Source organism: Caballeronia sordidicola (assembly GCF_000729995.1).
Taxonomy (GTDB): Bacteria; Pseudomonadota; Gammaproteobacteria; order Burkholderiales; family Burkholderiaceae; genus Caballeronia; species Caballeronia sordidicola_A.
The window spans coordinates 323,648-346,434 of the sequence record NZ_JNFG01000199.1; the positions used below are offsets into that span (position 1 = coordinate 323,648).

A 22,787-nucleotide genomic window follows, 5' to 3' on the forward strand; every position below is an offset into this window, starting at 1 on the left:
CTTCCGGTGTGGAACGCACTTCTTTAAACGGACGCTTTCGGCAAGTGACGGATTCGCAAGTAACTTACAGGGGCGATGTTCCATACCCTGGTTGCGCACCAACGGAGCAAGAAAATGGACAAGTTTAGCGATTACGAGTACAGGAATCTACCCGGGTTCGATATGAAGACCTTCGAGGGCGCGAACCAGGCCATCCCGATGAAGACACTTGTGATTCACTGCCTTGATCCTCGGGCTGTCGAAATCCCGCAGGCCGTCGCCGACTATTTCGGGGACGAGGTCTACCCGGGAGAAATCATCACCGACGAAAATGGCACCCGAGTTGGATCCACGCGAACACTGTTTGCCGCGACCAACGCGGGCGGACGCGCCGCCTTCGCTCTAGCGTCCGTGGCGGCGATGGATTATCTATTCGATGTACAAAAAGTCGTTGTAGTTCACCATTCGTTCTGCGGTACGACGACCCTGACGCCGGAGCTGATCGTCGAGGAGTTTCATGATCATCATCACGCTGATATCTCCAAGCTGTTCGATCACGATAGCCTCGCCATCATGGATTTCGAGGAGTCGCTTAACTATGACATCAAGTTGCTTCGTTCGAGCCCGGCGGTGCCGAAGCACGTCAAGCTCTACGGCTTCTTCTATGAAATCAGTTCCGCCAAGTTGATCGAAGTGGTGCGGGACATTCCTGCATGAATCGCGGCGTGAACGAGTGAGTGCGGTGCGATCCTTTCCGCTACTGTAGCGTGCGGTAGCGGGGCACGCTGGAGCACGGGCCAAGTTTAGATCGCCCCTGGAAGCATTGGACAACGAACTACAGCATCACAGGATGTTTCAGCGATACGTCGCTCTTGGCTTACTCGCACGCGCGATCCACGGCGACGTGCGTTTTGCAGCAAGAACCAGCGTTCAGCGCCATGCTCGTCGACTGCACGCCAGAGCAGCTACGGTTCGCTACGCAGCGTGACGAACATCTCGTCAAGGCGCCCAGTGCACCGGGCTTGCGTCGCGCCGCTTTCAGCCGGTGAGCAAAGCCCGCGCCGAATTTATCGCGCCAGCATCAGATCGTCTCGTAGGCTTACAACACTGGAATGATCAGATGCTGGCCTACAAGAATGAGGTTCGGATTCGGCAGGTTGTTACGCTTCTGAATCTGAACGTACTTTGCGGCGCTTCCCAGTTGGCTCGACGCGATCAAATTCAGCGTATCGCCGCCCTTGACCAAATAAGTCTTTTCGCCGCTTGTCGCGGCAGTTGTGACGACCTGATTGCTAATGAAATATTTCCTCAACAGATTCAGATACTCGGGCGTCTGCTTGACCTTCGCAATAGCGGAATTCAGGTAGACAAGAAGCGTGGCGTCATCCTTGCGTACTCCGATCTTGTAGGCGAGGTTCGAACCATCAAGCTTCGTGACCGCAAACGTCAGGTCGGTTCCCTCGATCTCTGATACGCCGAACGGGTAGTCGTAGACAATAGCGTCGACCCGGCCGCTGTCCAGATAATGTGAAGTCCAGGAGCGCTCACCGTTGATACTGGCATCAGATAACTCGACGATCTTGCTCGCCGGAAACGCTTTTTCCGCAAACGCCTTGACGTCCGGGTCTCCTTCCAGGATGCCAACCGTTTTGCCGGCCAGATCGGCCGCCGACTTTACCCGGGACCCCTTTCGCACGATGAGTGAGTAACCAAAGTCATCGATATAAGGCACCGTATAAACCACGCCACTCGGCGTGTCATCCGGGAAAGTCAGTCCATCCATCGCAACGTCCACCACCGCGTCGCCATGTTTGTCGGACTGCGTCAATTGCGCGGGCACCGCTGGGTAGGTATCCACGCCGTGGCGCGTGTCCACCCTTATGCTGCCGTGATCGCCCGAAGCAAATTCCTTCTGCGAGAACAGCAGGTTCGCGAAGTCGACATTGAAGCCCTGCGCCTTACCGTTGTCTTCCGAGTAAAAGGGCTTCGATGGATTTTCGACGCTGACACGCACAACGCCGCTGCTAAGGATCGCTTTTAAGGTGTCACTGGTCGGTGCCGGGCCTGATGGCGTACTGGACGCCGTCTTCGGCGTGTCAGAATCACTCCACCCGCCGCTCGCTGCGCCGGCTGCGGAGGCATCAGTGGCGGTGACGTGCGGCTCGCCCTCACCGAGCAAGCCCTTCACTCCCCCGTGATAGATGAGCCACCCGGCAGCGAGCACGACCAGAAAGAGAGCAGATCCCAGTATTTTCTTCATGTCTTGTATGTGAATAGCTAAAGGTTGTTTTCGCGTTTCAGCGCAAGTCCGCGCTTACTTCGGCTGCACGGGCGAGCCCAACTGCTGCTGCACCGGCTGAGCTGCAATCGTGACGTCAATGGCGGCCTTTGCCTGCTGCACCTCGGAATTCTCCATCAGGGACGTTTCCATTTCGGAGAAGGCCTTATTGACTGAATTCATCACTGAATCGAGCGCTGCGTCAGTCGTGATCTGGGCAAACGTGTTGCTCGACTGCATGCCGGCGATCTTGTTCATCCGCTGCGCTGATTGCGACATGTCCCACAGTGCCTTCGCCCGTTCGATCGCGTCAGAAAAGCGCTGCAACTCCTGCTGAACCTGTTTGTACCGACCTTCACGGAAAGCAAGAAGTTTGTTCATCGTTTCCAACTGCGACTCGAAGCGACCGGCGTCTTCGGGATACTGCTTTTTGAAAACGCTGGTCTTCTGTTCGAAGTTCTTCACTTCAGTGCGAAAGGCCGTAATGCTGTCCTTAAATTTTTCGGCCGCCTGTCGCTTGTCGTTCAATTCGTTATATAGCGTCTCGATCGGATTCTTCTCCGCCTCAGTGACGATCATTTTGACTTTTTGGTTCGCAAACTTCATCGCAATGACCGGCGCGAAATTGATTGCCGCCAAACCCAGGACCGCGGCTACGATCAACCCAACGAGCCCCTTGATCAACAAGATTGCCAGTGGCGCGCCCACGGCAATACAGAGGCCGATAATGGCCCACTTGATGATTTTCACTTTAGTCTTGTTCGAGGTCGGTTCCACGAACGTATTGCCATTCGACATTTGAATCCCCTTTGACATTTGCAACGGTTTTATTTGTTTAACGTGTTCAATTGCACAGCAAAGTCGTCTCTGAATGCAGCCATGGATCCTTGCCCGTGTGGCCGTGATGTTCCGATTTATGTGCTCAAGCTCCGGGGCTGCGGGATGCCGGTCTTGCGGCCACTGGCCGGAGGTCTTGAAGCAACGTTTGGACTTTTTTGTTCCTGCTCGCTCATGTCGACGGTGCATCGCCCGATGCGCCGGATAGCCTCCAGGACGTGTTCCAGATAGTGAGGTAATCGATCCTTGTCACGGCTCATACCGGGACTGCCTCAGCAAGGACAATCGCACGAAAATCCACAGGTAGGGCGTTTGGAGTCACCACATCAACCGGCACACCAAGGAGTTGGAGCAGTTCGTGCCGGATCGCGCCGATGTCGAGCAATGTCGTTTCAGGCGCCGGGTCAATCAAAATGTCGAGGTCGCTGCCCTCGGAATCGTCGCCGTAAATGACGGAGCCAAACACGCGCGCGTTGGAAGCGCGATGAGCCGCAACCACTCGACGAATGGCTTCTCGGTGACTTACAAACGCAAGAGACGGCTTCATTGCTCAAACTCCTTTTCGACGCGACCAGCAGTTCCTGATGGTTCTCCTACCCTTCACATTGGCGTTTTCTCAAATCCTGACGCATGGCTTTATAGTGGTACGCGTTGCGTTCGATCATATCGCGCTCTGGCCGCTATGAATATAACGGCATTTTTCCTTGATTCTTGAGTCAAGAACAGTGAAGCAGCGTGTTTCATACGACTTCAGCAAATGCTCGCAAAGCTCTCTCTCGCCGATACAAAAAGACGAAAATGGATGAGCCTTGCAATGGCGTGTTCGCCTTGCCCATGACCGGGCTGGCTGATGTCTTCCGCCGCGGGCATCCCAACCAGGAAATCACGTGGCGTGATATGGTTTTTTTATAAGCAATTCGATTCGCGGATGCCCCGTGTATTTTTGCTGTATAGAGCGATAAGGACGCGCAATACCTCTAAATGAAAAGAGTTTGCGCCAGGCACTGCAGCGCGGTGCTCAAGTGCCGGCAGCGTTCGTGCATCCGCACGTGCTGCCGGAGAAGTCGGTTACTTGGGCGGCGGCAGCGAGCGATCGAGCTTGGCTGAATCCCTGACAAGCTGATCCGTCATCGCGACCGCGACCGGGCTCGAGCCCGTGGGTGGCTTCGAGCTACGCTGGTCCATGGCAGCGCGAGCGGCGGACATATCCGGCGGAGGCAACGATGGATCGAGCTTCGCCGATTCCCTGACCAGTTCGTCCGTTTCCGGTCTCGCGCCTTGAGTCGCGCCTTGAGTCGCGCCTTGAGTCGTTAACGCGCGACGGTCCAGACCGTCTCGCCCACGCTGGGCGCGCTGCGTTGGAACCACCTTCGGCGCACCCGAGTCCTGCACGTTCACCGACGCGACTGCCGTCGATGGCGCCTGCTTCAGCCGTGTCTCCGATTTCGGTTGCCCGGTGACTTGTACGGCGGCCGAACTGGATGCAGGCGCTGCTGCCATCTCGATTGCGTCGGAGGGCTTTGACTGGCCGATGCTGCCCTCCGTCACGTGATCGCTGACGCGCGAATCGACGACGGGAGAGCGCGCGGATTCATCCATGGCGGCCGTGACTCCTGCCATTGCGTGGCGGTCCGCCTGAAGGAACATCAGGTACGTGGCCCCTGCTGCACCGAGCAGGAGCCCTCCAATAATCATCAAAATCTTTCGGCTATTCATCATACTTACTGACTGATCTTTTAAACGTCGGAGTTAACCATGATAAACGACTGATCACGGTTTTCATCAGACAAATGGCAGCGATGGCGGACCTGATGAGCAGGAATGGAAGAGCGATATCCAGAGAATTGCATTGCATCGAGGTAAAGAGCGACCATTGCAGAGCGTTCAATCCATTGGCGCGCTGGCTTCATCCATGCTCGATGCCAAGCAGCCGCGCGTCCAGCCGCCGCGCTAGCGCCGCGCCGCCTTCGCGCATCACTGCATCGTGATTCCATTGGAAAACCGGTCGCAACAACGGCGCCAATGCATTCATCCATGCGCGGTTCGTATGCACGCACCAGTCGTAGCGGACCACGGTACGGTTGCGTCCGTCGGTCGAAAAGCTCCACCGTCCGGCGCCTTCGACGTCGCCACTGGCTTCCCCTTCCAGCGCGACCAACGGGTCGACGCGCGTCACCCGCATATCGAACACAAGGCGATAAGGCAACCAGCCTTTCCACGTATAGCGTTGTACGACCCCCACGCCCTGATCGGAACCCGCCTCTAGCTGGTCCACGCGCTCGACGTTATTCCACCACTCGGGCCAGCGCGCCGAATCCTGGATTGCCGCCCAAACTTCCTGCACTGGCGCATCGATACGCCAAATGGTGGAAAAGCGGTATTCGACTGTCCGCAAGCTGCCTCCATTCTGAGTCAAGCGAGTCGAAAGCTGACCTGCGGTTTGCCGCGTCCCGCCGACGCACAGCAGTTTCAATGCAACCTTCTATGCCTGGTTGAGATTTATGCATAGGCGTCGCTATGCAAATCTTCGCATCGCTACCTTTCGGGGTCATTCGACGGCTCGTCAATTTCTCGGGCGCGAATGACGGCTTTCGGGAGAGTCGACAGATCGAGATCCATTACATTCTTTCGTTATCTTAACCAGTATCCATCGTTTAACTTACATCCCTCGTTTTGCCCGTGCGCGATCGCGCATTCGTCCCCAACTTCTCGCTTGCTTCCAGGTGCATTCGGCTACCATCCGAAAGCACCCTGTCCCCGTTTACGACTGCACTCGTAAGTGGAAGGCAATATCGGTGCTTTCCCGTAACCGCGCCCCTGTTCCCGGCAATCAATTGATTGCCTCTTTGGATGAGCAGGCGATTGCTGCATTGACTTTAACGAGACCAATGGAGGTTGGGCAATGGACGAAAGATATTTGGGTAGCTGGTCGCGTCGCCGCGTACTGCGCGCTGGAGGACTGGGCGCGCTAGGTGTGCTTTCAGGCGCGCTGCTCGGCGAATCGCGTGTTGCGTTCGCCGAGCCGTTGAACGGGCCGGTGCCTGTCGTCGACAAAGTATCGGTTCGGGTCGTCACCGATTCGTCTTATTCGGCTCTGGAAAGTAGTCGTCGCATCGGCAACGTTGACGTGCAGCGCTTCGGCCTGGCCCTCGCACAAGATCAGAGTCCGCGCCTCGCGATCGAGAACGAATGGGGCCTCTCCATGCATGTCGAGTCCTCGCAAGGAGCGCAAAGCAAGCAGATATTGATCGACTTCGGCTATACGCCCGAGACGTTGAACAATAATATTGGCCTTCTGAAAATCGATCCGGCGCAACTCGACGCGCTACTGCTCACACACGGACACTACGACCACTTTGGCGGCATGGTTGGCTTCCTCCAGGCCAACCGCGACAAGTTGAAATCGCAGCTTCCCATTTATCTTGGTGGTGAAGAGTGTTTTTGTACACGCGAAATTGGCGTTCGCCAGTTCGGCTCGCTAGACCGGCAGGCGATGCGGGACGCCAACCTGAACGTCATCTTCGCGGAGCATCCCGCAGTCGTGGCGAATCACGCGTTCACTACGGGCTGGATTCCCCAGACTACGTTCGAGAAGCCGCTCAATCCCAGCAACATGACCGTAGGTGTGCGTAATGGCGTGGGCTGTGCCGCCGACAAATTGCCGCTGGACAAGCAGAGTGCCACGACGATTCCCGACGATTTTCAACATGAACAGGGCACAGCTTATCTGGTGAAGGATCGGGGGCTCGTGGTGCTGACATCGTGCGCGCACCGCGGTGTTCTCAATACCGTCAAGACAGCAATGAAAGTGTCGGGGGTTAGCCGGGTTCACGCGATCGTAGGCGGCTTTCATCTTGCGCCGCAGCCGCCGGAGTACCAGCAGGCCACGGTGAACATGCTGAAGGAGATCAATCCGGACTACCTGATCCCAATGCATTGTTCGGGCGAAGCGTTTTACGCGATGGCGACCCAGGCAATGCCAGGAAAGGTACTTTGGTCATCGACAGGCACGCGCTTCACATTCGGCGCCTGACAGGTCGAGTAGCCCTCGCCGAAACGAAATCAATAGGCATTCCGGATGCCGCCCGCAGTGCTGGGCGGCACCTGTCCGGGGAGGGCTCAGCCAGGAAACTCACACGCTGGCGCTCGTGCTGCATGAGCGCGGAACCCCGGGTATGCAGGACGACAGTGGCGCCAATCAGTGCCCCGAGGTCAAAATCGCCGCGCAGAAGACGGGACTCGTCTGCTATAAGAGCAATTCAGTCGAGGAATCTGGCGTCTCCGGAAAACCCGGCGCGGTTCACTTCACCATTTCGCATGCTGTAGGCAGACAAGATCCGGTACAAGGTGACGCGGGACACCCCGAGGTCCCGCGCAGCTTCGCCCACGCGCCCGCGATTCCTTAACAACGTCATTTCGATCGCCTTCCTTTCCCCCACTTCCCGTGCCTGCGCAAGCGACATCGGGATACCTTGCGCAAACTCACCCAGCTCCAGATCGCTCGCACCGATCAGCCGCCCTTCTGCCATCACGATCGCGCGCCTCACGCGATTGATCAGTTCACGCACGTTGCCCGGCCAGCGATAGTTATGAATGGCTGCGATCGCGTCGGGTGCAAACCCGCGCAGACGCCGGTTTGAGTCCTTTTCGAACCGATCGAGCATGTGTCTGGCCAGCACTTCGATATCCTTGCCACGCTCACGCAACGGTGGTTCATCGATTTGCAGCACGCATAGGCGGTGATACAGGTCAGCACGAAATCGGCCTTCAGCCATCGCGCTTTGCATGTCGACATGGGTCGCCGAGACAATGCGCACATCCACAGGCATGGACTCATGACTGCCCAGGCGCTCGATCTTGCGCTCCTGAAGGAAACGCAGCAGGCTCGCCTGACTCTCCAGCGGCAAGTCGCCAATTTCATCGAGAAACAGCGTGCCGCCATTCGCCGCTTCCACGCGGCCGATCTTGCGCTGGTTTGCGCCAGTGAAGGCGCCGCGTTCGTACCCGAACAACTCGGACTGCAAAAGATGCGGAGGAATCGCCCCGCAATTGATCGCAACAAACGGCCGGTCGCGCCGCTCCGAGTGCGCGTGAATGGCCACGGCTGTCAGTTCCTTGCCCGTTCCCGATTCGCCTGAGATAAACACCGACGCGTCGGTCGCGGCCACCTTGCGGATCGCACGGAAGAGCGAAAGCATCGCGTCGCACGAGCCGATCATTTCGCCCTCCGTGCCGGCATCGTCTTTGTCATTGCCTGCGTCGCGCGCGGCGCTGTCATGCAGCGCCACCATTCCGTAAGCGTGGCCCAGCGCATTCAGAATCCGCTCGCCTGATGCCTGGGTCGTGACATAGTCAAAGCAGAAATCGCGGACAAGGCGTCGGATGGTTGGATCTTCAAGCTGCTCGGGCGACACGAGCGCCACCCATCCCACGGTCTTTACCGATAACCACGTTTCGGCCAGACGCAGGTTGGCCAGCACGCCTCGCGCCGAGAAATCAAGCAGTCCACCACTAGGTTGCGACGAAAAATCCCCCGGTTCACGATCCAGTTCCAGCGCTTTGACGGTCCAGCCGCGCGTGTCCAGCAGCGAACGAAGTTCGAGCGTCAGAGGATTGCCAACGCTAAACAGATGCCTGGGAAGTCGGGAAGAAGCAGCCATGAAAGTCATACCGGTTAGTTAAAGCGAACACCGCCATCAAACGCTGCTGAACCAGCCAAGCGGGCGTTGAGGCGAACACGGAGTCGATGTCATCGTCACTCGCATCCACGATCGGCGAGTGCCTTACCAAACCACCAGCGTTGTTGAGCAGCACATCAATCTGGCCGAAGGCTGCACGCACCTCCGACATGGGCCTGTCGACCTCGATGATCTCGCCTACGTCTGCGTAAAACGGCCCGGCAGGGTTGCCGGGCCCCAAGAACATCCGGACTACTTATTAGCCTCTTGCGTTGCTGCCATCCCGCACAGCTACGCACGCTGCTGCATTGCCGGACCCGGGGGCGGTCGCAGCTCCGATGCCGGCGCCAGCTCCCGTCCCCATGATCACGACAATCTTTTCTCTCAGGCTCTAGACCGCGCCCTTTCTTTTCTCTCGGGCTCTAAACTGCACCCTGTATTTTCTCTCGGGCTCTGGACTGCGCCCTTTCTTTTCTCTCAGACTCTAGACCGCACCCCGTAGTAATTAATGACCGCTTTGCGTCATAGCTTCGAATTGCTTGAAAAAACGGGTGAGACAGTTCAAAAATTCCTCACCGATCGGCGACAGTTCCTTCGGGCTGGGAGCCAGGATTGCTACAGGCGGCGTGTTGTCCGACACCCCTGCTATGGGCCGCCAGACAACCTCTCCCCGATCAATTTCGTCGATGAAACCCAGCTTCGTAAAAAACCCGACTCCACGTCCCCGAACCACCATGGACTTGATCACACGGATAGAGTTGGACTGCATATGAACCTTCGTTTCCTCCCAGTGGCGGGAGTACTCGAGCGACAACGGGCTCGGTAATTCATCGGCGACGCCCGTTTGAAAAATGGGATATTCACGACACTCCTCGAACGTCACCTGGTCTTTCTTTGCCAGCGGATGAGAAGCCGACAGCACAGCGCCGCTGGGGAAACTCGCGGTGGCGGCGATCCGCGTTCCGGCAGGCGCTTTCTGGCAAAAGCTGATGCCTATGTCGAATTGCCCCGACGCCACTCGCTCCGCCACCTTGGACAACGATGCATACTGGATTGCGTAGGTCACGGCGGGAAACGACTCGCCAAAATCGTCGATAGCCGCCGGCAACAGTTTCTCCATGGCCGAGTCCATTGCAATAACGGAAATATGGCCGGTTCGCTCGCCTTTCATTGCGTCGAACTCCGCACGCATCGCATGAAAACCATCCAGCGTTTCGCGGATATGCTTGAGCAACCGTTCGCCCGCGGGCGTCAGCTTCAGCCCGCTCGGCAGGCGGTCGAATAGTTCAACCGCCAGTTCATCTTCGAGGTTCCGAATCTGCCGGTTGATAGCACTCGGCGCAACGAACAAATGTTGCGCCGCCTTGCGCATCGAACCGCACCGGGCAACTTCAGTAAAATATTTTAAAACGCTGGCATGCATGGAAATCTCAACCTCGTTACCCGTATTACTGTCTCGTATAGCTGCGGATTTCCGGATGGCCGATGCCGGTCGAGCCGGCGCCGCACGCTCCGCGGGGACTGCCAAGCCCTGTTACCGCAGGCCCGAAGAATCCGCAATTGATCCGCTCATATTTTCCAAACCCGGCTGGTCATCCTTGACATCAATGCATGCCCCGGTCATGACATGTGCCATCAGAGCCCTCTCCACACGGGCTTACGATGCTCCTTGAATGCCAGGACGCCTTCCAGCGCATCTTCGGATTCCAGCGCGGTGACCAGCGCGGGCAAGCGCATGCCCTGCGCAGCGGACGGAGACAGTCCCTGCGTCGAGCGCACGAAAGCCTTGATTGCGCGCACCGACAACGGCGCACAGGACAAGATCTCGCCGACCCAGCGCTCGACCGCCACATCGAGATCCGCGCGCGGCACGACCTCGTTGACGAGTCCCATCTCGAACGCTTCGGTTGCCTTGACGTGTCGTCCGGTCAGCAGCATGCCCATCGCATGACGGTAGGGAATCTGGCGCGCGAGCAGCGTCATGCCGCCGTCGAGCGGCATCCTGCCCACTTTCGGCTCCGGCAGCGCGAAGGTGGCTTCGTAGCACGCAACGGCGATGTCGCAGCCAAGCATCAGTTCCAGTCCGCCGCCAAGCGCATACCCATTGACGCGCGCGATGACCGGCACGTTCAACGTATCGCGTAGCGGCAATCCGCCGAAACCTTTTGGCAGCGGATGCGCCCAGTAATCGAGCCCGCTGGAACCTGCCGCTTTTATATCCGCGCCGCTGCAGAACGCGCGCTCGCCGGCGCCGGTCAGCACAACCACGCGGACGTCCGGGTCCCGTTCGATCCGTTGCCAGATATTTTCCAGTTCCTGCTGCGCGGCCGAGTCGAGTGCGTTAAGCACCTCGGGCCTCGAAATCGTGACCCGTGCAACACCGCCGTTCACTTCCAGAGTTACGCCCATTGAATGTCACCTGTCATTTGACGAAGTCGTCGCCAAGTACCTCGGCGGTATGCTGTCCGAGAGAAGGCGGTGGCCGGCGCAGTTCAACCGGTGACGCCGACATCCGGATCGGGCTGCCGATCAGCTTCAACTCCCGCCCTATTCCCTGCCCTTGCAAAATCATCTGGTTGTGATGCGTCTGTTCGTCGTCCAGCACCTCGCGCAGATGCTTCACAGGTGCGCACAGCAGATCCTTTTCTTCCAGCAGGCGAAGCCAGTGATCGCGGGTCTCGCGGCGAAAGCCCTCGGCCAGGATGCGGCGAAGTTCAGCCTTGTGCAGCAATTGCTGCCCGAGATTGCAGTAGCGCGGGTCAGTGGACAGGTCATCGATTCCGAGCACATCGCAGATGTCGCGTAACGGGTTCGACTTGAACGCACCGACAAGCACAAACGCCGCATCCTTCGCGTGAAATACCGACGACAGCGGCATCGCGGCCCAATTCAGATCGGAGCCTTCCATCATCAGCATGGCCGCCTCCTGCATCTGGATGGCAAGCATTGAGTCGTACAGCGACACGGATATTTTCTGGCCGATACCGGTCCTGTCGCGATGGAGCAGCGCGAGCAAAATGCCCTGCACCATGTGCATGCCGGCCGAGTAGTCCGCAAGCGTGGTCGGATAGATGTTCAGCGGCACCGACTCGTCCGAGCGCCGGGCCATGACACCCGACATTGCCTGCGCCAACACATCCTGCCCTCCCTTCGCGCTATAGGGGCCTGTTTCGCCAAAGCCGGTTCCGACGGCAAAGATAATCCGTTCGTTAAGCTTTCTGCATTCCTCATAGCCGAGGCCCATACGCTCCATCACCCCGGCGCGAAAATTACTGGTCACGACGTCAGCGCCGGCAATGAGTTTCTTGACGGCTTCCAGCTGTGCCGGGTCGCGCAAATTGAGCGCCACGCTCCGTTTGTTGCGGTTCAGGCTGCAGAAGACCGGGTTATCCGCGCCTGCGACCGGCCGGAACGTCGAGCGGCTCAGATCTCCTTCAGCTTGCCGCTCGATCTTGATCACGTCCGCACCGTAGTCGGCCAGCATTTGGGTGCACACGGGGCCCATCATCACTTGCGTGAAATCGACAACTTTGACTCCCGACAGCGGGAGCTCAGACACAGACGACTTGAACGAAACCGAACTCATGCGGCCACCCCAATCGTGACGCCTTCGGCCAGTGCGGGAATGTCAGGGTTGGGACTCATCTGGTCCCCCGGGTCCGCGCCTTGTGCGCGCAAGGTTCGTTGCAGCAGGCCGACATCGATATCGCGAACCTTTTTGCCCGCGTTGAGCGCCTGCACCGCGGCGACGCCTGCGGCTTCGCCCATTGCCATGCAAGGCGGGATTTCACGCGACATTTTTTGCGCCTGGGAGGTTGAGGAGTAGTGGCGGCCCGCGATCAGCAGGTTGTCGACTTTCTTCGGCAGCAGCGAGCGATACGGATAGTAGTAGTCACGTCCGCGCGCGATTGCGTCCGCAAAACGGACCCGCTTCATGATGTCGTCCTTTGTCATCACATACTCGCCTTGCAACAGCCGCGTTTGCCGGACACCGGTCTGAGAGGCGAAGTCCACCACATAGCTCGACTGAAAACCCGGGAAGTTCTTTTTCGCAAATTCATGCACTTCGTGAACGATCTCGCGCCCGAGCATCTCCACCTTGGTGAGGTCTTCGACCTCGATCCCGTTATAGCCGGGCAGGTGCGGGCAGTTGCACCAGACGATGCCCTTCAGTGGTGTCTTGAGCCACCAGTAGGCCCACGCGCCGCCCAGCATCTGCTTGATCGTCCGGTCCAGCGCGGCGTAAGCCACAGGGTCTTCGAATTCGAACCGCTCAGCGGTGTCGGTATCCACGCCGCCGATCCGGAAAACGGTCGTCATGATGTAGCTTCCGCCAATGTAGGGCGCACCTGCCGACGCGGCGACATCGAGGTCGCCCGTTGCGTCGATCACAACGTCTCCGAAAATGGCTTCACGTCCGTTCTTGGTCTCGCACACAACGCCTTTGACGACACCGTCTTCGACGATCGTGCTTGAGAACCACGAATGCAGGCGCAGTTGAACCCCGGTCTCCTTGACGAGTTCGAGCGACACACGTTTCCAGCCATCGGGATCGAACGCCACCGCGAAACAAACCGGACGCGGCTTCTGGTGGCTATGAAAATCGAACGTGCCCCAACGAGCCCACTTTCGATACGCCTCTTCGCTCTGCCGCCACTCGCTCGATTTCGGATAGACAGCGAGGCCCCGATGCGACAGCCGCTCAATGAATTGCAGGCAGGTGCCTCGCACTGAAATTTCGTGTTGGCTCGCGTCCCACATGTCGTCCAGTATCAGCACCATACCGCCGGATGCAAGGCCGCCAAGATGGTTATAACGTTCAAGGAGAATTGTCTGCGCACCATTGCGCGCCGCCGCCAGAGCCGCGGCCACGCCGGCGGGGCCACCGCCGACGACCACCACGTCGGCTTTGGCAACGATCTTCGTGTCGCGCGCCGGTTCATGCAGAAAATTATTAACAGTCATTTTTTCCCTTGCTGCCTGTATCAACGAATTAGTCGCTTCAGTGCGACGCGGACCACTTCACGATCCGCTTTTCCAACAGCGCGATCACCACATAGAAGAGACCCGATAAAAATGCGCTCATGACAATGGCGGCATATAACAACGGGGAGTCGTAGTTGTAGGTCGCCTGAATGATCTGGGCGCCGATACCCTGTGTCGACCCGATCCACTCGCCCACGATGGCGCCGATCACGCACATGGAAGCGGCTATGCGCAGCGCGGAAAACAGATACGGCAGCGCGCTGAACAGGCGCAGTTTGAAATAGATCTGCGTACGCGTTGCCGACAGCATGCGCATCAAGTCCATGATCTGCGGATTCACCGCCTCCAGCCCGCGCACCATGTTGATCAGCGTCGGGAAGAAGCACACCATGGCGGCGATCGTGATTTTCGGCGCCATGCCGTTGCCCATGATCAACACAAGAATCGGCGCCTTGGCTACAACGGGAATCGCATTGATCGCGACCGCGATCGGCAGGAAGATCCACTGCAGAATCTTGCTGTGCACGAACACGGACGCAACCAGGATTGCCGCGAGGTTTCCGAAGATGAACCCGAACAGTGCTTCCAGTGCAGTCACGCCGAGGTTCTGCAGCAGCAGATCGCTTCTCTGGATGATCGTTTGCATCACCAGCAAGGGAGACGGCGCGATAAAGGGCTTGATGTTGAAGCCGGCAATAACCGCCCACCACGCGATCAGCAAGCCCACGATGCCAAGCACAGGCAGCATGCGCCGCTGCAGCGCGAGCCGGCGCTGCTCTGCAAGGTAGCGCGCTTCGTCGATAGCAAGAGAGGCCGGCGGCGCATTCATGGAGGTTGAATAGGCGTCCATCAGCAGGTCTCCAGCGTTCTGCGCAACCTGGCGGCAAGCGACACGAACTCGGGCGTTTCCCGCGCTTCGAGCGTGCGTTCATAGGGCAGCGGCACGGGGACGATGTCGCGCACGCGCCCGGGATTGGCGCTCAGGACGAGCACCCGTTCGCCGAGATAAGCCGCCTCATAAATACTGTGGGTCACGAACAGGATCGTCAGCTTGGTTTCCTTCCATATCCTGCGGATCTCGTCGTTCAGACGATCTCGCACAATTTCGTCGAGCGCGCTGAAAGGCTCGTCCATCAGCAAGACCCTGGGATTGCCTATCAACGCGCGCGCAATGGAAACCCGCTGCCGCATTCCGCCGGACAGTTCATTCGGGTAGGCGTTTTCCGATCCCCTCAGCCCAACGAGATCCAGTAGCTCCATGGTTCTGACACGATGCTCGCGCGTGCTTTTGCCAGCGATCTCGAGCGGTAGCTCAATGTTCTGCAGCACGGTTCGCCACGGCATCAAGGCCGCATCCTGGAAGACAAATGCAACGTCGCCGTTGGCGCGGGCGCGCGAAGGCTTGTCGCCGAGAACCGTGATCAAGCCGCTGCTGGGCGGCAGGAGATCGGCTACAACCCGAAGGAAGGTCGACTTGCCGCATCCGGAAGGACCGAGCAGCGTCAGGAATTCGCCTTCCGGCACATCCAGCGACAGCCCGGAAATTGCCGTCACGCTGCGGCGTTCGGAAAAAAAACGAACAACGATGTCGCGGCAACTGATCGCATGTCCGGTGACCGCGTCGCCGGCACCGCGCAATCCGCGCGCCGGAGAATGGGCTGCCGTCATGTCGGTATCCGCGTTCATACGGCCATCCGGACTGACCGGGTCTTATCGAGGATGGCCGTCGTCATGACTTCGTTCACCGTGGGTACGTGGCCGGAAAATTGACCCAGCTGGTCAAACTGCGTGATCTGCTGCTGCCAGCGGTCGGCGCTCATCGTGCCCCAGCCGTTCGCCACCGTTTCGTCGTCCAGCGCGCATTGCAGTTTGATGGCCAGCGCCGCCCGTTCGTCCTCACGGTTCAACTGCGGATAATCTTTCATCAAGTAGTCGATAGCGCGATCCGGCTGCGTCCTGCAGACATGCCAGCCGCGCGCTGTCGCCCGCAGGAACCGCACGAGAAGATCCGGACGGGTCTGGAGCGTGGATTGAGTCGCGTAGTACGGCCACGCATACAGATGCACGCCTGCGTCCCATAACGTCAGGCCGACTCGCTCGTCGCCCAACGCCCTTAGTGAGGACGTGTTCGAGAGCCAGCCTGTCACCACATCCGCTCGCCCGGTCAGCAATGGCGACATGTCGCCGCCAATCGGGATAATGGTCACCTGGTTTTCCGGGATCTTGTTCTTGGCCAGCAGCAGGCGTAGCAAGATCACGCCGGTCGGCGCCACACCCACGCGCTTGCCGATGAAGTCCTGAGGTGTACGAACGGGGTTCTTCTTGAGAGAGAAATAACCGTACGGGTGCCGCTGTAAACCCGCTGCGAAAGACTGGATCGGAATGCCTTGAGATGTGGCCAGCATGATCGACGGGCTGGACGAGATCTCCCCTACTTCAAACCGGCCCGACGCCACGACGGCGAGGCCGTCAACACTCGGGCCGCCCGGCTGGATCGCCAGCGTCAGTCCTTCATCCTTGAAATACCCCATGGCCCGCGCCGTTACCTCGGCAATTTGATCGGCGCCGGCAATATAACCAAGTTGCAGATTGATGAGCCCATCCTCCGCACCCAAAGCCTGGACTGTCGCAAGAGAACCCGTCGCCGCAACGCCGAGTGTCGCTAGCGACCCCAGTACGAGCTTTCGTCTCGGCAAATTGAATCGGTAATGCATCAGGTCATCATCCCAAAATGTAAGAAAAACAGATCGTCGAACAGCGAAACGCTCTATTTGTTGCAATGAAAACATCTAAACTTGTGCACCACAAGATCAAATTTTGCCTGCGTGTGTTGCTAAAATTAGTCCACCCCACCCGATTCCCCTGAGAGCCTTTTCCCTATTGGGTGTTCTGATTTTGTGGGCACATACACATAAATTTTGTACTTGCAACACCAATTTTTTTATCAAAAAATCTGGCATCGACCCCACTGGTCTGACGAAAGCAGCCCAAATTGCCATAAGATCAAGGTGTTTTTTAAAACTGGGAAGATATGTATAATAAAAGAGCGGTTAACTTGCTTGGCGCCATTGCCGCATCGCTAGTCCCACTCTTCGTACACGCACAAAGTAGCGTAACACTGTACGGCCGGCTCGACGCCGGACTAACTTATGTATCGAATTATGCCGGAAGCAGTGCCTATCGGTTTGAAGACGGCATCTGGTACGGTAACCGGTGGGGATTCAAAGGGGCCGAGGATTTAGGCGGCGGCTTGAGCGCAATATTCACTCTTGAGAATGGCTTTGCACTGGGAACCGGGAAAGCATATCAAAATGGCGCACTGTTCGGGCGACAGGCTTTTGTTGGATTGAACAGCAAATGGGGCGCATTTACTTTGGGTAATCAATACGATTTCGTATGGGATTATCTGAATCTGGGTGGATTCAATCTCGCATCCGAAGGGACAGGATATAGCAGCCACCAGGGAGACTTCGACGGGTACTCAGGGGCGGATCGGCTAAGTAATGCAGTCAAATTCTCGAGTGCCGATTTTGGTGGCGCCAGATTTGGCGGTATGTATGAATTTGGTAATGTCGCGGGGAATTTTCATCAAGGAAGCGCCTGGAGCTTTGGCGGCGCCTTTAAGCGCAGCGCATTCAGCACTGCAATTGTCTATACAAAAATCAATAACCCGACTGGCAGGCAGGGGTTCGATCCCTATGCCCAGTTGGGCGTAACAACGTTTTTGGGCCAGAAAGTCGCCACTATCAATCCTGCGACAGGCGTTGCCACCGACCTGTTCCCAAGCGGCATACAGGTCGACAGCAAAGGAGTTTTCGGCGCCGGCGCCCTTTACGTAATCGGTAAGCTTCAGCTGAATGTTCTTTATAACAATATCAACGTCAAGGGATACGGAACCAGTTCGACCATGCAAGTTTACCAGGGCGGAACGCAATACTATTTCGCACCTGATGTATTTGGCATTTTCGATTATCAACGCACGCGGTTTGAAGAATCAAGATGGAGCCGGTTTTCGACCGGCATTAATTATTTGTTTTCCAAACGCACCTCGGTTTACGCCGGCACGGATTATCTGCTGGCGAACGCGGGTACGCGTGCCGCTATTGGCTACGCGTTTTCCCCGTCCACAACAAACAAGCAGGTCGATGTCCGGATCGGTATGACTCAAAGCTTCTGAACACAAGGGCGTGTTGCGGGCCTCAGCGCATAACCGGTTTTCCTCCGGTCGAATGTATAAACCAGATGCCGAAATAAGCGGCACTACTATGGAGAGGGCTTAAAAACAAACCTGCGGAAGACTTCATATGAGTGGTGAAACCCAATACGTCAATCGTGTCGACTTTTTTCTGAACGGAGAACCTGTCAGCATCGAAAATCCCAGTCCGGATTTTCTGTTGATCGACTTTCTGCGGTCATCCGATATCGGTCTCGCCGGACCCAAGAAGGCGTGCGGACAAGGCGGATGTGGATCGTGCACCGTGATCCTGTCTAGCTGGAAAGACAACCGCGAGGAGCACCGCGCCATCAATGCCTGTCTTCGGCCAGTTTGTGCACTGAGCGGGCTCGTCGTCACGACCGTGGAAGGAACGGGAACACCCGGAGTGTTGCCCGCACGCTACCCCATGCACGCGCCGACTTCGGGCTTCGCCCCGCTCAACTGGACGCCGCCGCCGGCGGTGCGGCAAGCCGCAACGCGATCACGCATGACGAGCATCGCATCCGGTACAACCAAGTTAGCGGATTTTTCGGCCACCGCCGGCATGCCCGACCCTGGCGCCGAGGATCTGCACATCGCCGGCAACCTGCCCGGCATCAATCCTGTCGCGCAGCGGCTGGCGGCAAACAATGGCAGTCAGTGTGGCTACTGCACGGTCGGGTTCGTGATGAACATGTCCGAATTCATCGTCAATAACCCGCGTCCGACCAAGCAGCAGATCGAAGATATCTTCGATGGAAATATCTGCCGGTGCACGGGCTATCGTCCGATCCTGACTGGCATGAAGACCTTCGCATGCGACTACACCCCCGAGGACGAGAACGAGCGGATGAAGTGCCTGCTGGAGCGCGGCCAGACTGAGCAATTGCCGGCGGCCAGCGTCGCGATTCCGTTTCCGGAGGCGGCCCGGGCTGTGCCCCGGCCGGTCACGATCAGCGGGCCTCGCGGGGCTCATCAAGCGGGCAAGCATTGGTACACGGCGACCTCGTGGAACGAAGCGTTCGAGTATGCCTTCCAGTGCCAGGCCGAGGCGATTCCCTACCAGTTTATCAACGGCCACACCTCATTCGGCATCTACAAGGACGAATGTCTTGAGTCGCGTGCGTCTATTGATGTGCGCCGGGTACCGGAATTAAACCGGCCGCACAGCGTGGATGCCCAATGGCTGACGGTCAGCGCTGGCATTACCTTCAACGACCTGATCGCTCTTCTCGACACGGTGATGGCGGAATATGAACAGTCCGCAGTCAGTCCGCTGGCCGCATTGCGTTCCATGGCCCGCAGGACCGGGGGACGCATAGTCCGAAATGCAGCTACCCTGGGCGGCAATACGATGCTGGTGATGAAACACCTGTTCCCGCGCAACGGCGCACATCCGGGATACGGTGGTGAGCCGTTCCCCTCCGACACGCTGACGGTACTGGCCGCGATCGGTGCGGAAATGACCTTCGTCATGCTACGGCCATCTCTGATCGACCCGCCGTCCAGCACCACCACCCATGTGATGTCCGTGAAAGAGGCGATCGCATTCTTTCAGGACCTCGGCGGGAAGGCCGGCGAAGCCACGCTGATTGTGTCGTACCGGATTCCGCTTGAACGGGCCAATCAGGTTGTCCTTTCTCAAAAGACCGCGCTAAGAGAGGTGAACGCTCACGCGATCGTCAATATGACGAGCGATACGGTGTGGGCGGCGGCAGGCGAAGAACCTTCCAGTAGCTATATCCAGACGGCAACCCTTGTATTCGGCGGGATTGCTGATGCGCCGTGGCCGGCCGAACGGACGGAAGCATTCCTGAATGGCCTGGGCCGGCCACTGACGACGGAAGACCTCACGGAAAGCCTGACCATACTGGAGCGGGAAGTCAGGCACGAGCTCGAGAAATGGGCGTCGTTTCGGGCCAAGCTGCCTGACGACGGCTTCTCCGACGATTACCGGGTGGATTTGGCCTTGTCCCTGTTCTACAAGGCGTTGATCAACGCGCTGGTGCACCGGGGCGTGCCGGTTGACCCGGCTGTAGCCTCGGCAGGCGATATCCGATGGGGTAACTGGGGCGTCAGTTCAGGACGCCAGTCATACGCCGTTCCGCCGGTCGACCGCCATCCGGTGGGCCAGCCGTATATCAAGAATACGGCTATCTACCAGGCCCTCGGCGAAATGCACTACACGCACGAACTGCCGATCCCTCCACGGACAATTCATGGCGCCTTCGTCCAAAGCCTCCGCGCATTGGCCGGGTTCTATTTTTGCCTGCCGGGTTCTTCTAATACGGAAATCAAGCGCGAACAACTCAAGACCCATCTCGACGCAACGTTTCCCAATCAATTCACCGATGTCCTGACAAGCGACAGTGTTCCGCCCCACGGTCTCAACCTTCAGGGAAAAGCGCTGGACCAGCCGCTGTTTGCGAAGCGCAGCGTTCATTACCCGGGCCAGACGATTGCGATGGTACTGGCCCGCGACGAACAGGCAGCCAATGACATAGCCGAGTATGCGACCCGGTTCTGCATTGGCTATAGAACGATCACATGGGACGGAAGCTGGCCGGCGCAGTGGAACGAACCGGTGCTGAGCATTGAGGATGCCATCGCGAGAAACAGCATTTTCCCGGATGCCCCGAGTACGGCGAACTACGTGACGCATATCTGGAAGATCACACGACCGGCAAGCACGTTCGACTGGATGGATTCTAGCCGTGAGCCGCTTGATCGAAGCATCGCGGTAACCGACTTGTCCGGTGTGCCGGATCAGGCCTTTGCCAACTGTATCCGGCTGGCGAACAGCCAGCGCAACGGCGGGCAGGTCCACTTTTATATGGAAACCCAGGCTTGCCTGGTCGTGCCGCAGGATGAAGGCCGGTTTATCGTCCACCCGTCCTCGCAGAGCCCCATGGAAATGCATCAAACGTCTGCGATGGCGATCGGGGTTCCCTACAATCGGCTGGATGTCCGCGTCGCACCGGTTGGCGGCGGGTTTGGCGGGAAAACAGAACAGGCGCGATTCGTCACCGGACCCGCTGTCGTGGCCGCATACCGGCTCAACCGTCCGGTACGGGTGGTGCTGCCAAGAGACGTCGATACCCGCATGATCGGCAAGCGGCATGCATTTTTTGGCCAGTGCCAGATCGCCGTCGATCGCACGACTTTGCAAATCAAAGGCTTCTGGACCCGGATGTGGGGAGACGGCGGCGCTTACTACGACTGTTCGTTTATCGTTTCAAACTGCATCCAGCTACGAGCCGACAACGTCTATAACGTGCCGAATTACCAGAGCCAGATCGACGTGTGCCGGACGAACACCGCACCGAGCACTGCGATGCGCGCATTCGGCGACCTGCAGGGAAAAAACATCATCGAGAATGCGATCGACGATGCAGCCGTCGCACTCGGCATACCGTCCGAGCAACTCAGGGAAGCCAACTTTTATAACCCTGGCGACCTGACTCCGTTTGGACAGGTGCTGGACGGCTGCTATATCAGGCAGGTGTGGAACTGGCTGAAAACCACCTGCTCTTTCGCAGACAAGTCCCGCGCCGTGGAGCAATTCAACCGCGACAACACCTGGCGCAAACGCGGTATCGCGATGATCCCGGTGAAGTACGGCTCCGGATATAACCTGCTGCAATTGGAGCAGGCCGCGGGGATCGCGGTGGTCAATCAGGCGGACGGAACGGTGACGATTCATCAAAGCGGCGTGGAGATGGGACAAGGCCTGATCACCCAGGTCCTGCAAGTCGCCGCTTATGTGCTGAACATACCGATGGAGATGATCCATATTGAAAGCCCCAAGACCAGCGTTACGCCGAACCCGACCAGCACCGGAGCCTCGACCGGAACGCAATACAACTGCGAAGTGGCCAAGGCTATCTGCACAGACCTCGCCAGGCGTCTTCGGGAATTTGGGCAGCAGCTGAGAGTCGACAAAGGCGAGCAATGGTGCAAGGACAATGGCATCAACTACTGGGATTACAAAGAAACCGGCTGGGCGCAAGAAGTCTTCGCACACGGGCAAACCGCGTTGATCTGGCAGAACCTGATTCACTACGCCTATGTAGCAAGGGTGAATCTGGTAGCGAGTTTCACGGTACAGGTCGCCGGTGGTGAGGAATCCGTACCATGGAAGACGTTCAAGCCGTTGGACCAGCAACCCCGGATTCCGGGCATCGACGTTGACGAAAGTGCGCAGCCCGGCGGTACTGTCGACTGTTTCGTCGGCTTCACCTACTCCGCGGCATGCTCGGTCGTCGAGGTGGATATTCTGACCGGCGAGGTCAAGATCATCAGTTCAGATATTGCCTACGACATGGGATGGAGCATGAATCCAGCCATCGATATTGGCCAGGTCGAAGGAGCGTTTGTGCAGGGCGTCGGCTACCTGATCTCTGAAGAGCTTGTGTTCGAGCCGGAAGGCGACGAAAAGGGCCGCCTGAACACCCTCAATACCTGGCGCTATAAAGTCCCCGCGCACGTATCCATTCCGCTGGAAATGAACGTGCACCTGTTCCCGCGAAACGACCCGTCAGTCGCGGGTGTACCGAAGACCGAGGAGCACGGGATCTACTCGTCGAAAGAGGCCGGCGAACCGCCCATGGTGCTCGCCAACAGCGTGTTCTTTGCCATCAAGGCGGCGATCCGTGCGTCGCGCGTCGAGCGCAAGCTCTCGCCGCTGTTTTTCCTGGATGCACCGGCGACGGTCCAGGAGGTGCGACGCGCGTGCGAGGTGGGGAAAGAAGCGCTCGTCCTGCAGGCGTGAAAAAGCCACGAGGTTCCGGTTGGAAAACACCCCGTGGCTCAAGTACGGATTAAGTATGGATCA

18 protein-coding genes and 1 pseudogene are annotated in these 22,787 nt (G+C 58.0%); 4 read left to right on the forward strand and 15 right to left on the reverse strand.

All coding sequences use genetic code 11. The features are described 5' to 3' along the window. Positions 1-114 precede the first annotated feature (114 nt). Positions 115-696, forward strand: coding sequence for a carbonic anhydrase (locus FH08_RS0136190; protein ID WP_031363020.1), 582 nt, complete (start codon positions 115-117; stop codon positions 694-696). Between the two features lie 164 nt (positions 697-860). Here the strand turns inward: FH08_RS0136190 and FH08_RS54500 are convergent. The 6 genes and pseudogenes from FH08_RS54500 to FH08_RS0136215 form a co-directional block, all read right to left on the reverse strand. Continuing rightward, positions 861-1,057: pseudogene (locus tag FH08_RS54500) on the reverse strand (IS6 family transposase); the annotation flags it as partial. 21 nt (positions 1,058-1,078) lie between these two features. Beyond that, positions 1,079-2,239: a transporter substrate-binding domain-containing protein gene (locus FH08_RS0136195; protein WP_031363021.1), complete on the reverse strand. Its 1,161-nt coding sequence runs from the start codon at positions 2,237-2,239 to the stop codon at positions 1,079-1,081. 54 nt (positions 2,240-2,293) lie between these two features. Then, positions 2,294-3,055, reverse strand: coding sequence for a hypothetical protein (locus FH08_RS0136200; protein WP_051888790.1), 762 nt, complete (start codon positions 3,053-3,055; stop codon positions 2,294-2,296). Positions 3,056-3,350: 295 nt separating this feature from the next. Further along, entirely contained in the window at positions 3,351-3,641 is a 291-nt protein-coding gene (locus FH08_RS0136205; protein ID WP_031363023.1) for a nucleotidyltransferase family protein, read from the reverse strand. Positions 3,642-4,162: 521 nt separating this feature from the next. Further along, positions 4,163-4,789 (reverse strand): hypothetical protein, encoded by a 627-nt coding sequence (locus FH08_RS0136210; RefSeq protein ID WP_235210607.1) that lies wholly within the window; start codon positions 4,787-4,789, stop codon positions 4,163-4,165. Between the two features lie 211 nt (positions 4,790-5,000). Continuing rightward, entirely contained in the window at positions 5,001-5,489 is a 489-nt protein-coding gene (locus FH08_RS0136215; protein ID WP_031363025.1) for an SRPBCC family protein, read from the reverse strand. 507 nt (positions 5,490-5,996) lie between these two features. Here FH08_RS0136215 and FH08_RS0136220 point away from each other — a divergent pair. Then, positions 5,997-7,127: an MBL fold metallo-hydrolase gene (locus tag FH08_RS0136220; RefSeq protein ID WP_035568291.1), complete on the forward strand. Its 1,131-nt coding sequence runs from the start codon at positions 5,997-5,999 to the stop codon at positions 7,125-7,127. Positions 7,128-7,353: 226 nt separating this feature from the next. On the opposite strand, the gene FH08_RS0136225 is transcribed toward FH08_RS0136220, so the two are convergent. The 9 genes from FH08_RS0136225 to FH08_RS0136270 all read right to left on the reverse strand — a co-directional run bounded on the left by FH08_RS0136225 (position 7,354) and on the right by FH08_RS0136270 (position 16,472). Further along, positions 7,354-8,754, reverse strand: coding sequence for a sigma-54 dependent transcriptional regulator (locus tag FH08_RS0136225; RefSeq protein ID WP_051888792.1), 1,401 nt, complete (start codon positions 8,752-8,754; stop codon positions 7,354-7,356). Beyond that, complete coding sequence (locus FH08_RS48905) at positions 8,717-9,019, reverse strand: SDR family NAD(P)-dependent oxidoreductase (protein ID WP_051888793.1); 303 nt, start codon at positions 9,017-9,019, stop codon at positions 8,717-8,719. Before FH08_RS48905 ends, FH08_RS0136225 begins: the two co-directional genes overlap by 38 nt. A 258-nt stretch (positions 9,020-9,277) precedes the next feature. Continuing rightward, on the reverse strand, positions 9,278-10,195 hold the full coding sequence (locus FH08_RS0136235; protein ID WP_035568293.1) for a LysR family transcriptional regulator: 918 nt from the start codon (positions 10,193-10,195) through the stop codon (positions 9,278-9,280). Positions 10,196-10,407: 212 nt separating this feature from the next. Then, the gene (locus FH08_RS0136245; protein WP_031363029.1) at positions 10,408-11,181 is read right to left on the reverse strand and encodes an enoyl-CoA hydratase-related protein; all 774 of its coding nucleotides are present in this window, start codon (positions 11,179-11,181) and stop codon (positions 10,408-10,410) included. A 13-nt stretch (positions 11,182-11,194) separates the two neighbouring features. Continuing rightward, positions 11,195-12,358, reverse strand: a complete 1,164-nt coding sequence (locus FH08_RS0136250) for a CaiB/BaiF CoA transferase family protein (RefSeq protein WP_035568295.1) — start codon at positions 12,356-12,358, stop codon at positions 11,195-11,197. Beyond that, positions 12,355-13,737: an FAD-dependent oxidoreductase gene (locus tag FH08_RS0136255; RefSeq protein ID WP_031363031.1), complete on the reverse strand. Its 1,383-nt coding sequence runs from the start codon at positions 13,735-13,737 to the stop codon at positions 12,355-12,357. The genes FH08_RS0136250 and FH08_RS0136255 overlap by 4 nt, the downstream gene beginning before the upstream one ends. A gap of 37 nt (positions 13,738-13,774) precedes the next feature. After that, on the reverse strand, positions 13,775-14,608 hold the full coding sequence (locus tag FH08_RS0136260) for an ABC transporter permease (RefSeq protein WP_031363032.1): 834 nt from the start codon (positions 14,606-14,608) through the stop codon (positions 13,775-13,777). After that, the gene (locus tag FH08_RS0136265) at positions 14,608-15,444 is read right to left on the reverse strand and encodes an ABC transporter ATP-binding protein (RefSeq protein ID WP_235210609.1); all 837 of its coding nucleotides are present in this window, start codon (positions 15,442-15,444) and stop codon (positions 14,608-14,610) included. The genes FH08_RS0136260 and FH08_RS0136265 overlap by 1 nt, the downstream gene beginning before the upstream one ends. Further along, positions 15,441-16,472 carry an ABC transporter substrate-binding protein gene (locus FH08_RS0136270; RefSeq protein WP_031363034.1) on the reverse strand — a complete coding sequence of 344 codons (1,032 nt, stop codon included), beginning with the start codon at positions 16,470-16,472 and terminating at the stop codon, positions 15,441-15,443. Before FH08_RS0136270 ends, FH08_RS0136265 begins: the two co-directional genes overlap by 4 nt. Before the next feature lie 317 nt (positions 16,473-16,789). On the opposite strand from FH08_RS0136270, the gene FH08_RS0136275 reads away from it, so the two are divergent. Both FH08_RS0136275 and FH08_RS0136280 read left to right on the forward strand, forming a co-directional pair. Beyond that, positions 16,790-17,935, forward strand: coding sequence for a porin (locus tag FH08_RS0136275; protein ID WP_031363035.1), 1,146 nt, complete (start codon positions 16,790-16,792; stop codon positions 17,933-17,935). Between the two features lie 127 nt (positions 17,936-18,062). After that, entirely contained in the window at positions 18,063-22,724 is a 4,662-nt protein-coding gene (locus FH08_RS0136280; RefSeq protein ID WP_031363036.1) for a molybdopterin cofactor-binding domain-containing protein, read from the forward strand. The last annotated feature ends 63 nt before the right edge of the window (positions 22,725-22,787 follow it).

What these genes read in the sequence shown, in the direction of transcription:
- FH08_RS0136190 (WP_031363020.1), top strand. Translation starts at nt 115, where the DNA reads ATGGACAAGTTTAGCGATTACGAGTACAGGAATCTACCCGGGTTCGAT.
- FH08_RS0136195 (WP_031363021.1), bottom strand. Translation starts at nt 2,239, where the DNA reads ATGAAGAAAATACTGGGATCTGCTCTCTTTCTGGTCGTGCTCGCTGCC.
- FH08_RS0136200 (WP_051888790.1), bottom strand. Translation starts at nt 3,055, where the DNA reads ATGTCGAATGGCAATACGTTCGTGGAACCGACCTCGAACAAGACTAAA.
- FH08_RS0136205 (WP_031363023.1), bottom strand. Translation starts at nt 3,641, where the DNA reads ATGAAGCCGTCTCTTGCGTTTGTAAGTCACCGAGAAGCCATTCGTCGA.
- FH08_RS0136210 (WP_235210607.1), bottom strand. Translation starts at nt 4,789, where the DNA reads ATGATTATTGGAGGGCTCCTGCTCGGTGCAGCAGGGGCCACGTACCTG.
- FH08_RS0136220 (WP_035568291.1), top strand. Translation starts at nt 5,997, where the DNA reads ATGGACGAAAGATATTTGGGTAGCTGGTCGCGTCGCCGCGTACTGCGC.
- FH08_RS0136225 (WP_051888792.1), bottom strand. Translation starts at nt 8,754, where the DNA reads ATGGCTGCTTCTTCCCGACTTCCCAGGCATCTGTTTAGCGTTGGCAAT.
- FH08_RS48905 (WP_051888793.1), bottom strand. Translation starts at nt 9,019, where the DNA reads ATGTTCTTGGGGCCCGGCAACCCTGCCGGGCCGTTTTACGCAGACGTA.
- FH08_RS0136235 (WP_035568293.1), bottom strand. Translation starts at nt 10,195, where the DNA reads ATGCATGCCAGCGTTTTAAAATATTTTACTGAAGTTGCCCGGTGCGGT.
- FH08_RS0136245 (WP_031363029.1), bottom strand. Translation starts at nt 11,181, where the DNA reads ATGGGCGTAACTCTGGAAGTGAACGGCGGTGTTGCACGGGTCACGATT.
- FH08_RS0136250 (WP_035568295.1), bottom strand. Translation starts at nt 12,358, where the DNA reads ATGAGTTCGGTTTCGTTCAAGTCGTCTGTGTCTGAGCTCCCGCTGTCG.
- FH08_RS0136255 (WP_031363031.1), bottom strand. Translation starts at nt 13,737, where the DNA reads ATGACTGTTAATAATTTTCTGCATGAACCGGCGCGCGACACGAAGATC.
- FH08_RS0136260 (WP_031363032.1), bottom strand. Translation starts at nt 14,608, where the DNA reads ATGGACGCCTATTCAACCTCCATGAATGCGCCGCCGGCCTCTCTTGCT.
- FH08_RS0136265 (WP_235210609.1), bottom strand. Translation starts at nt 15,444, where the DNA reads ATGAACGCGGATACCGACATGACGGCAGCCCATTCTCCGGCGCGCGGA.
- FH08_RS0136270 (WP_031363034.1), bottom strand. Translation starts at nt 16,472, where the DNA reads ATGCATTACCGATTCAATTTGCCGAGACGAAAGCTCGTACTGGGGTCG.
- FH08_RS0136275 (WP_031363035.1), top strand. Translation starts at nt 16,790, where the DNA reads ATGTATAATAAAAGAGCGGTTAACTTGCTTGGCGCCATTGCCGCATCG.
- FH08_RS0136280 (WP_031363036.1), top strand. Translation starts at nt 18,063, where the DNA reads ATGAGTGGTGAAACCCAATACGTCAATCGTGTCGACTTTTTTCTGAAC.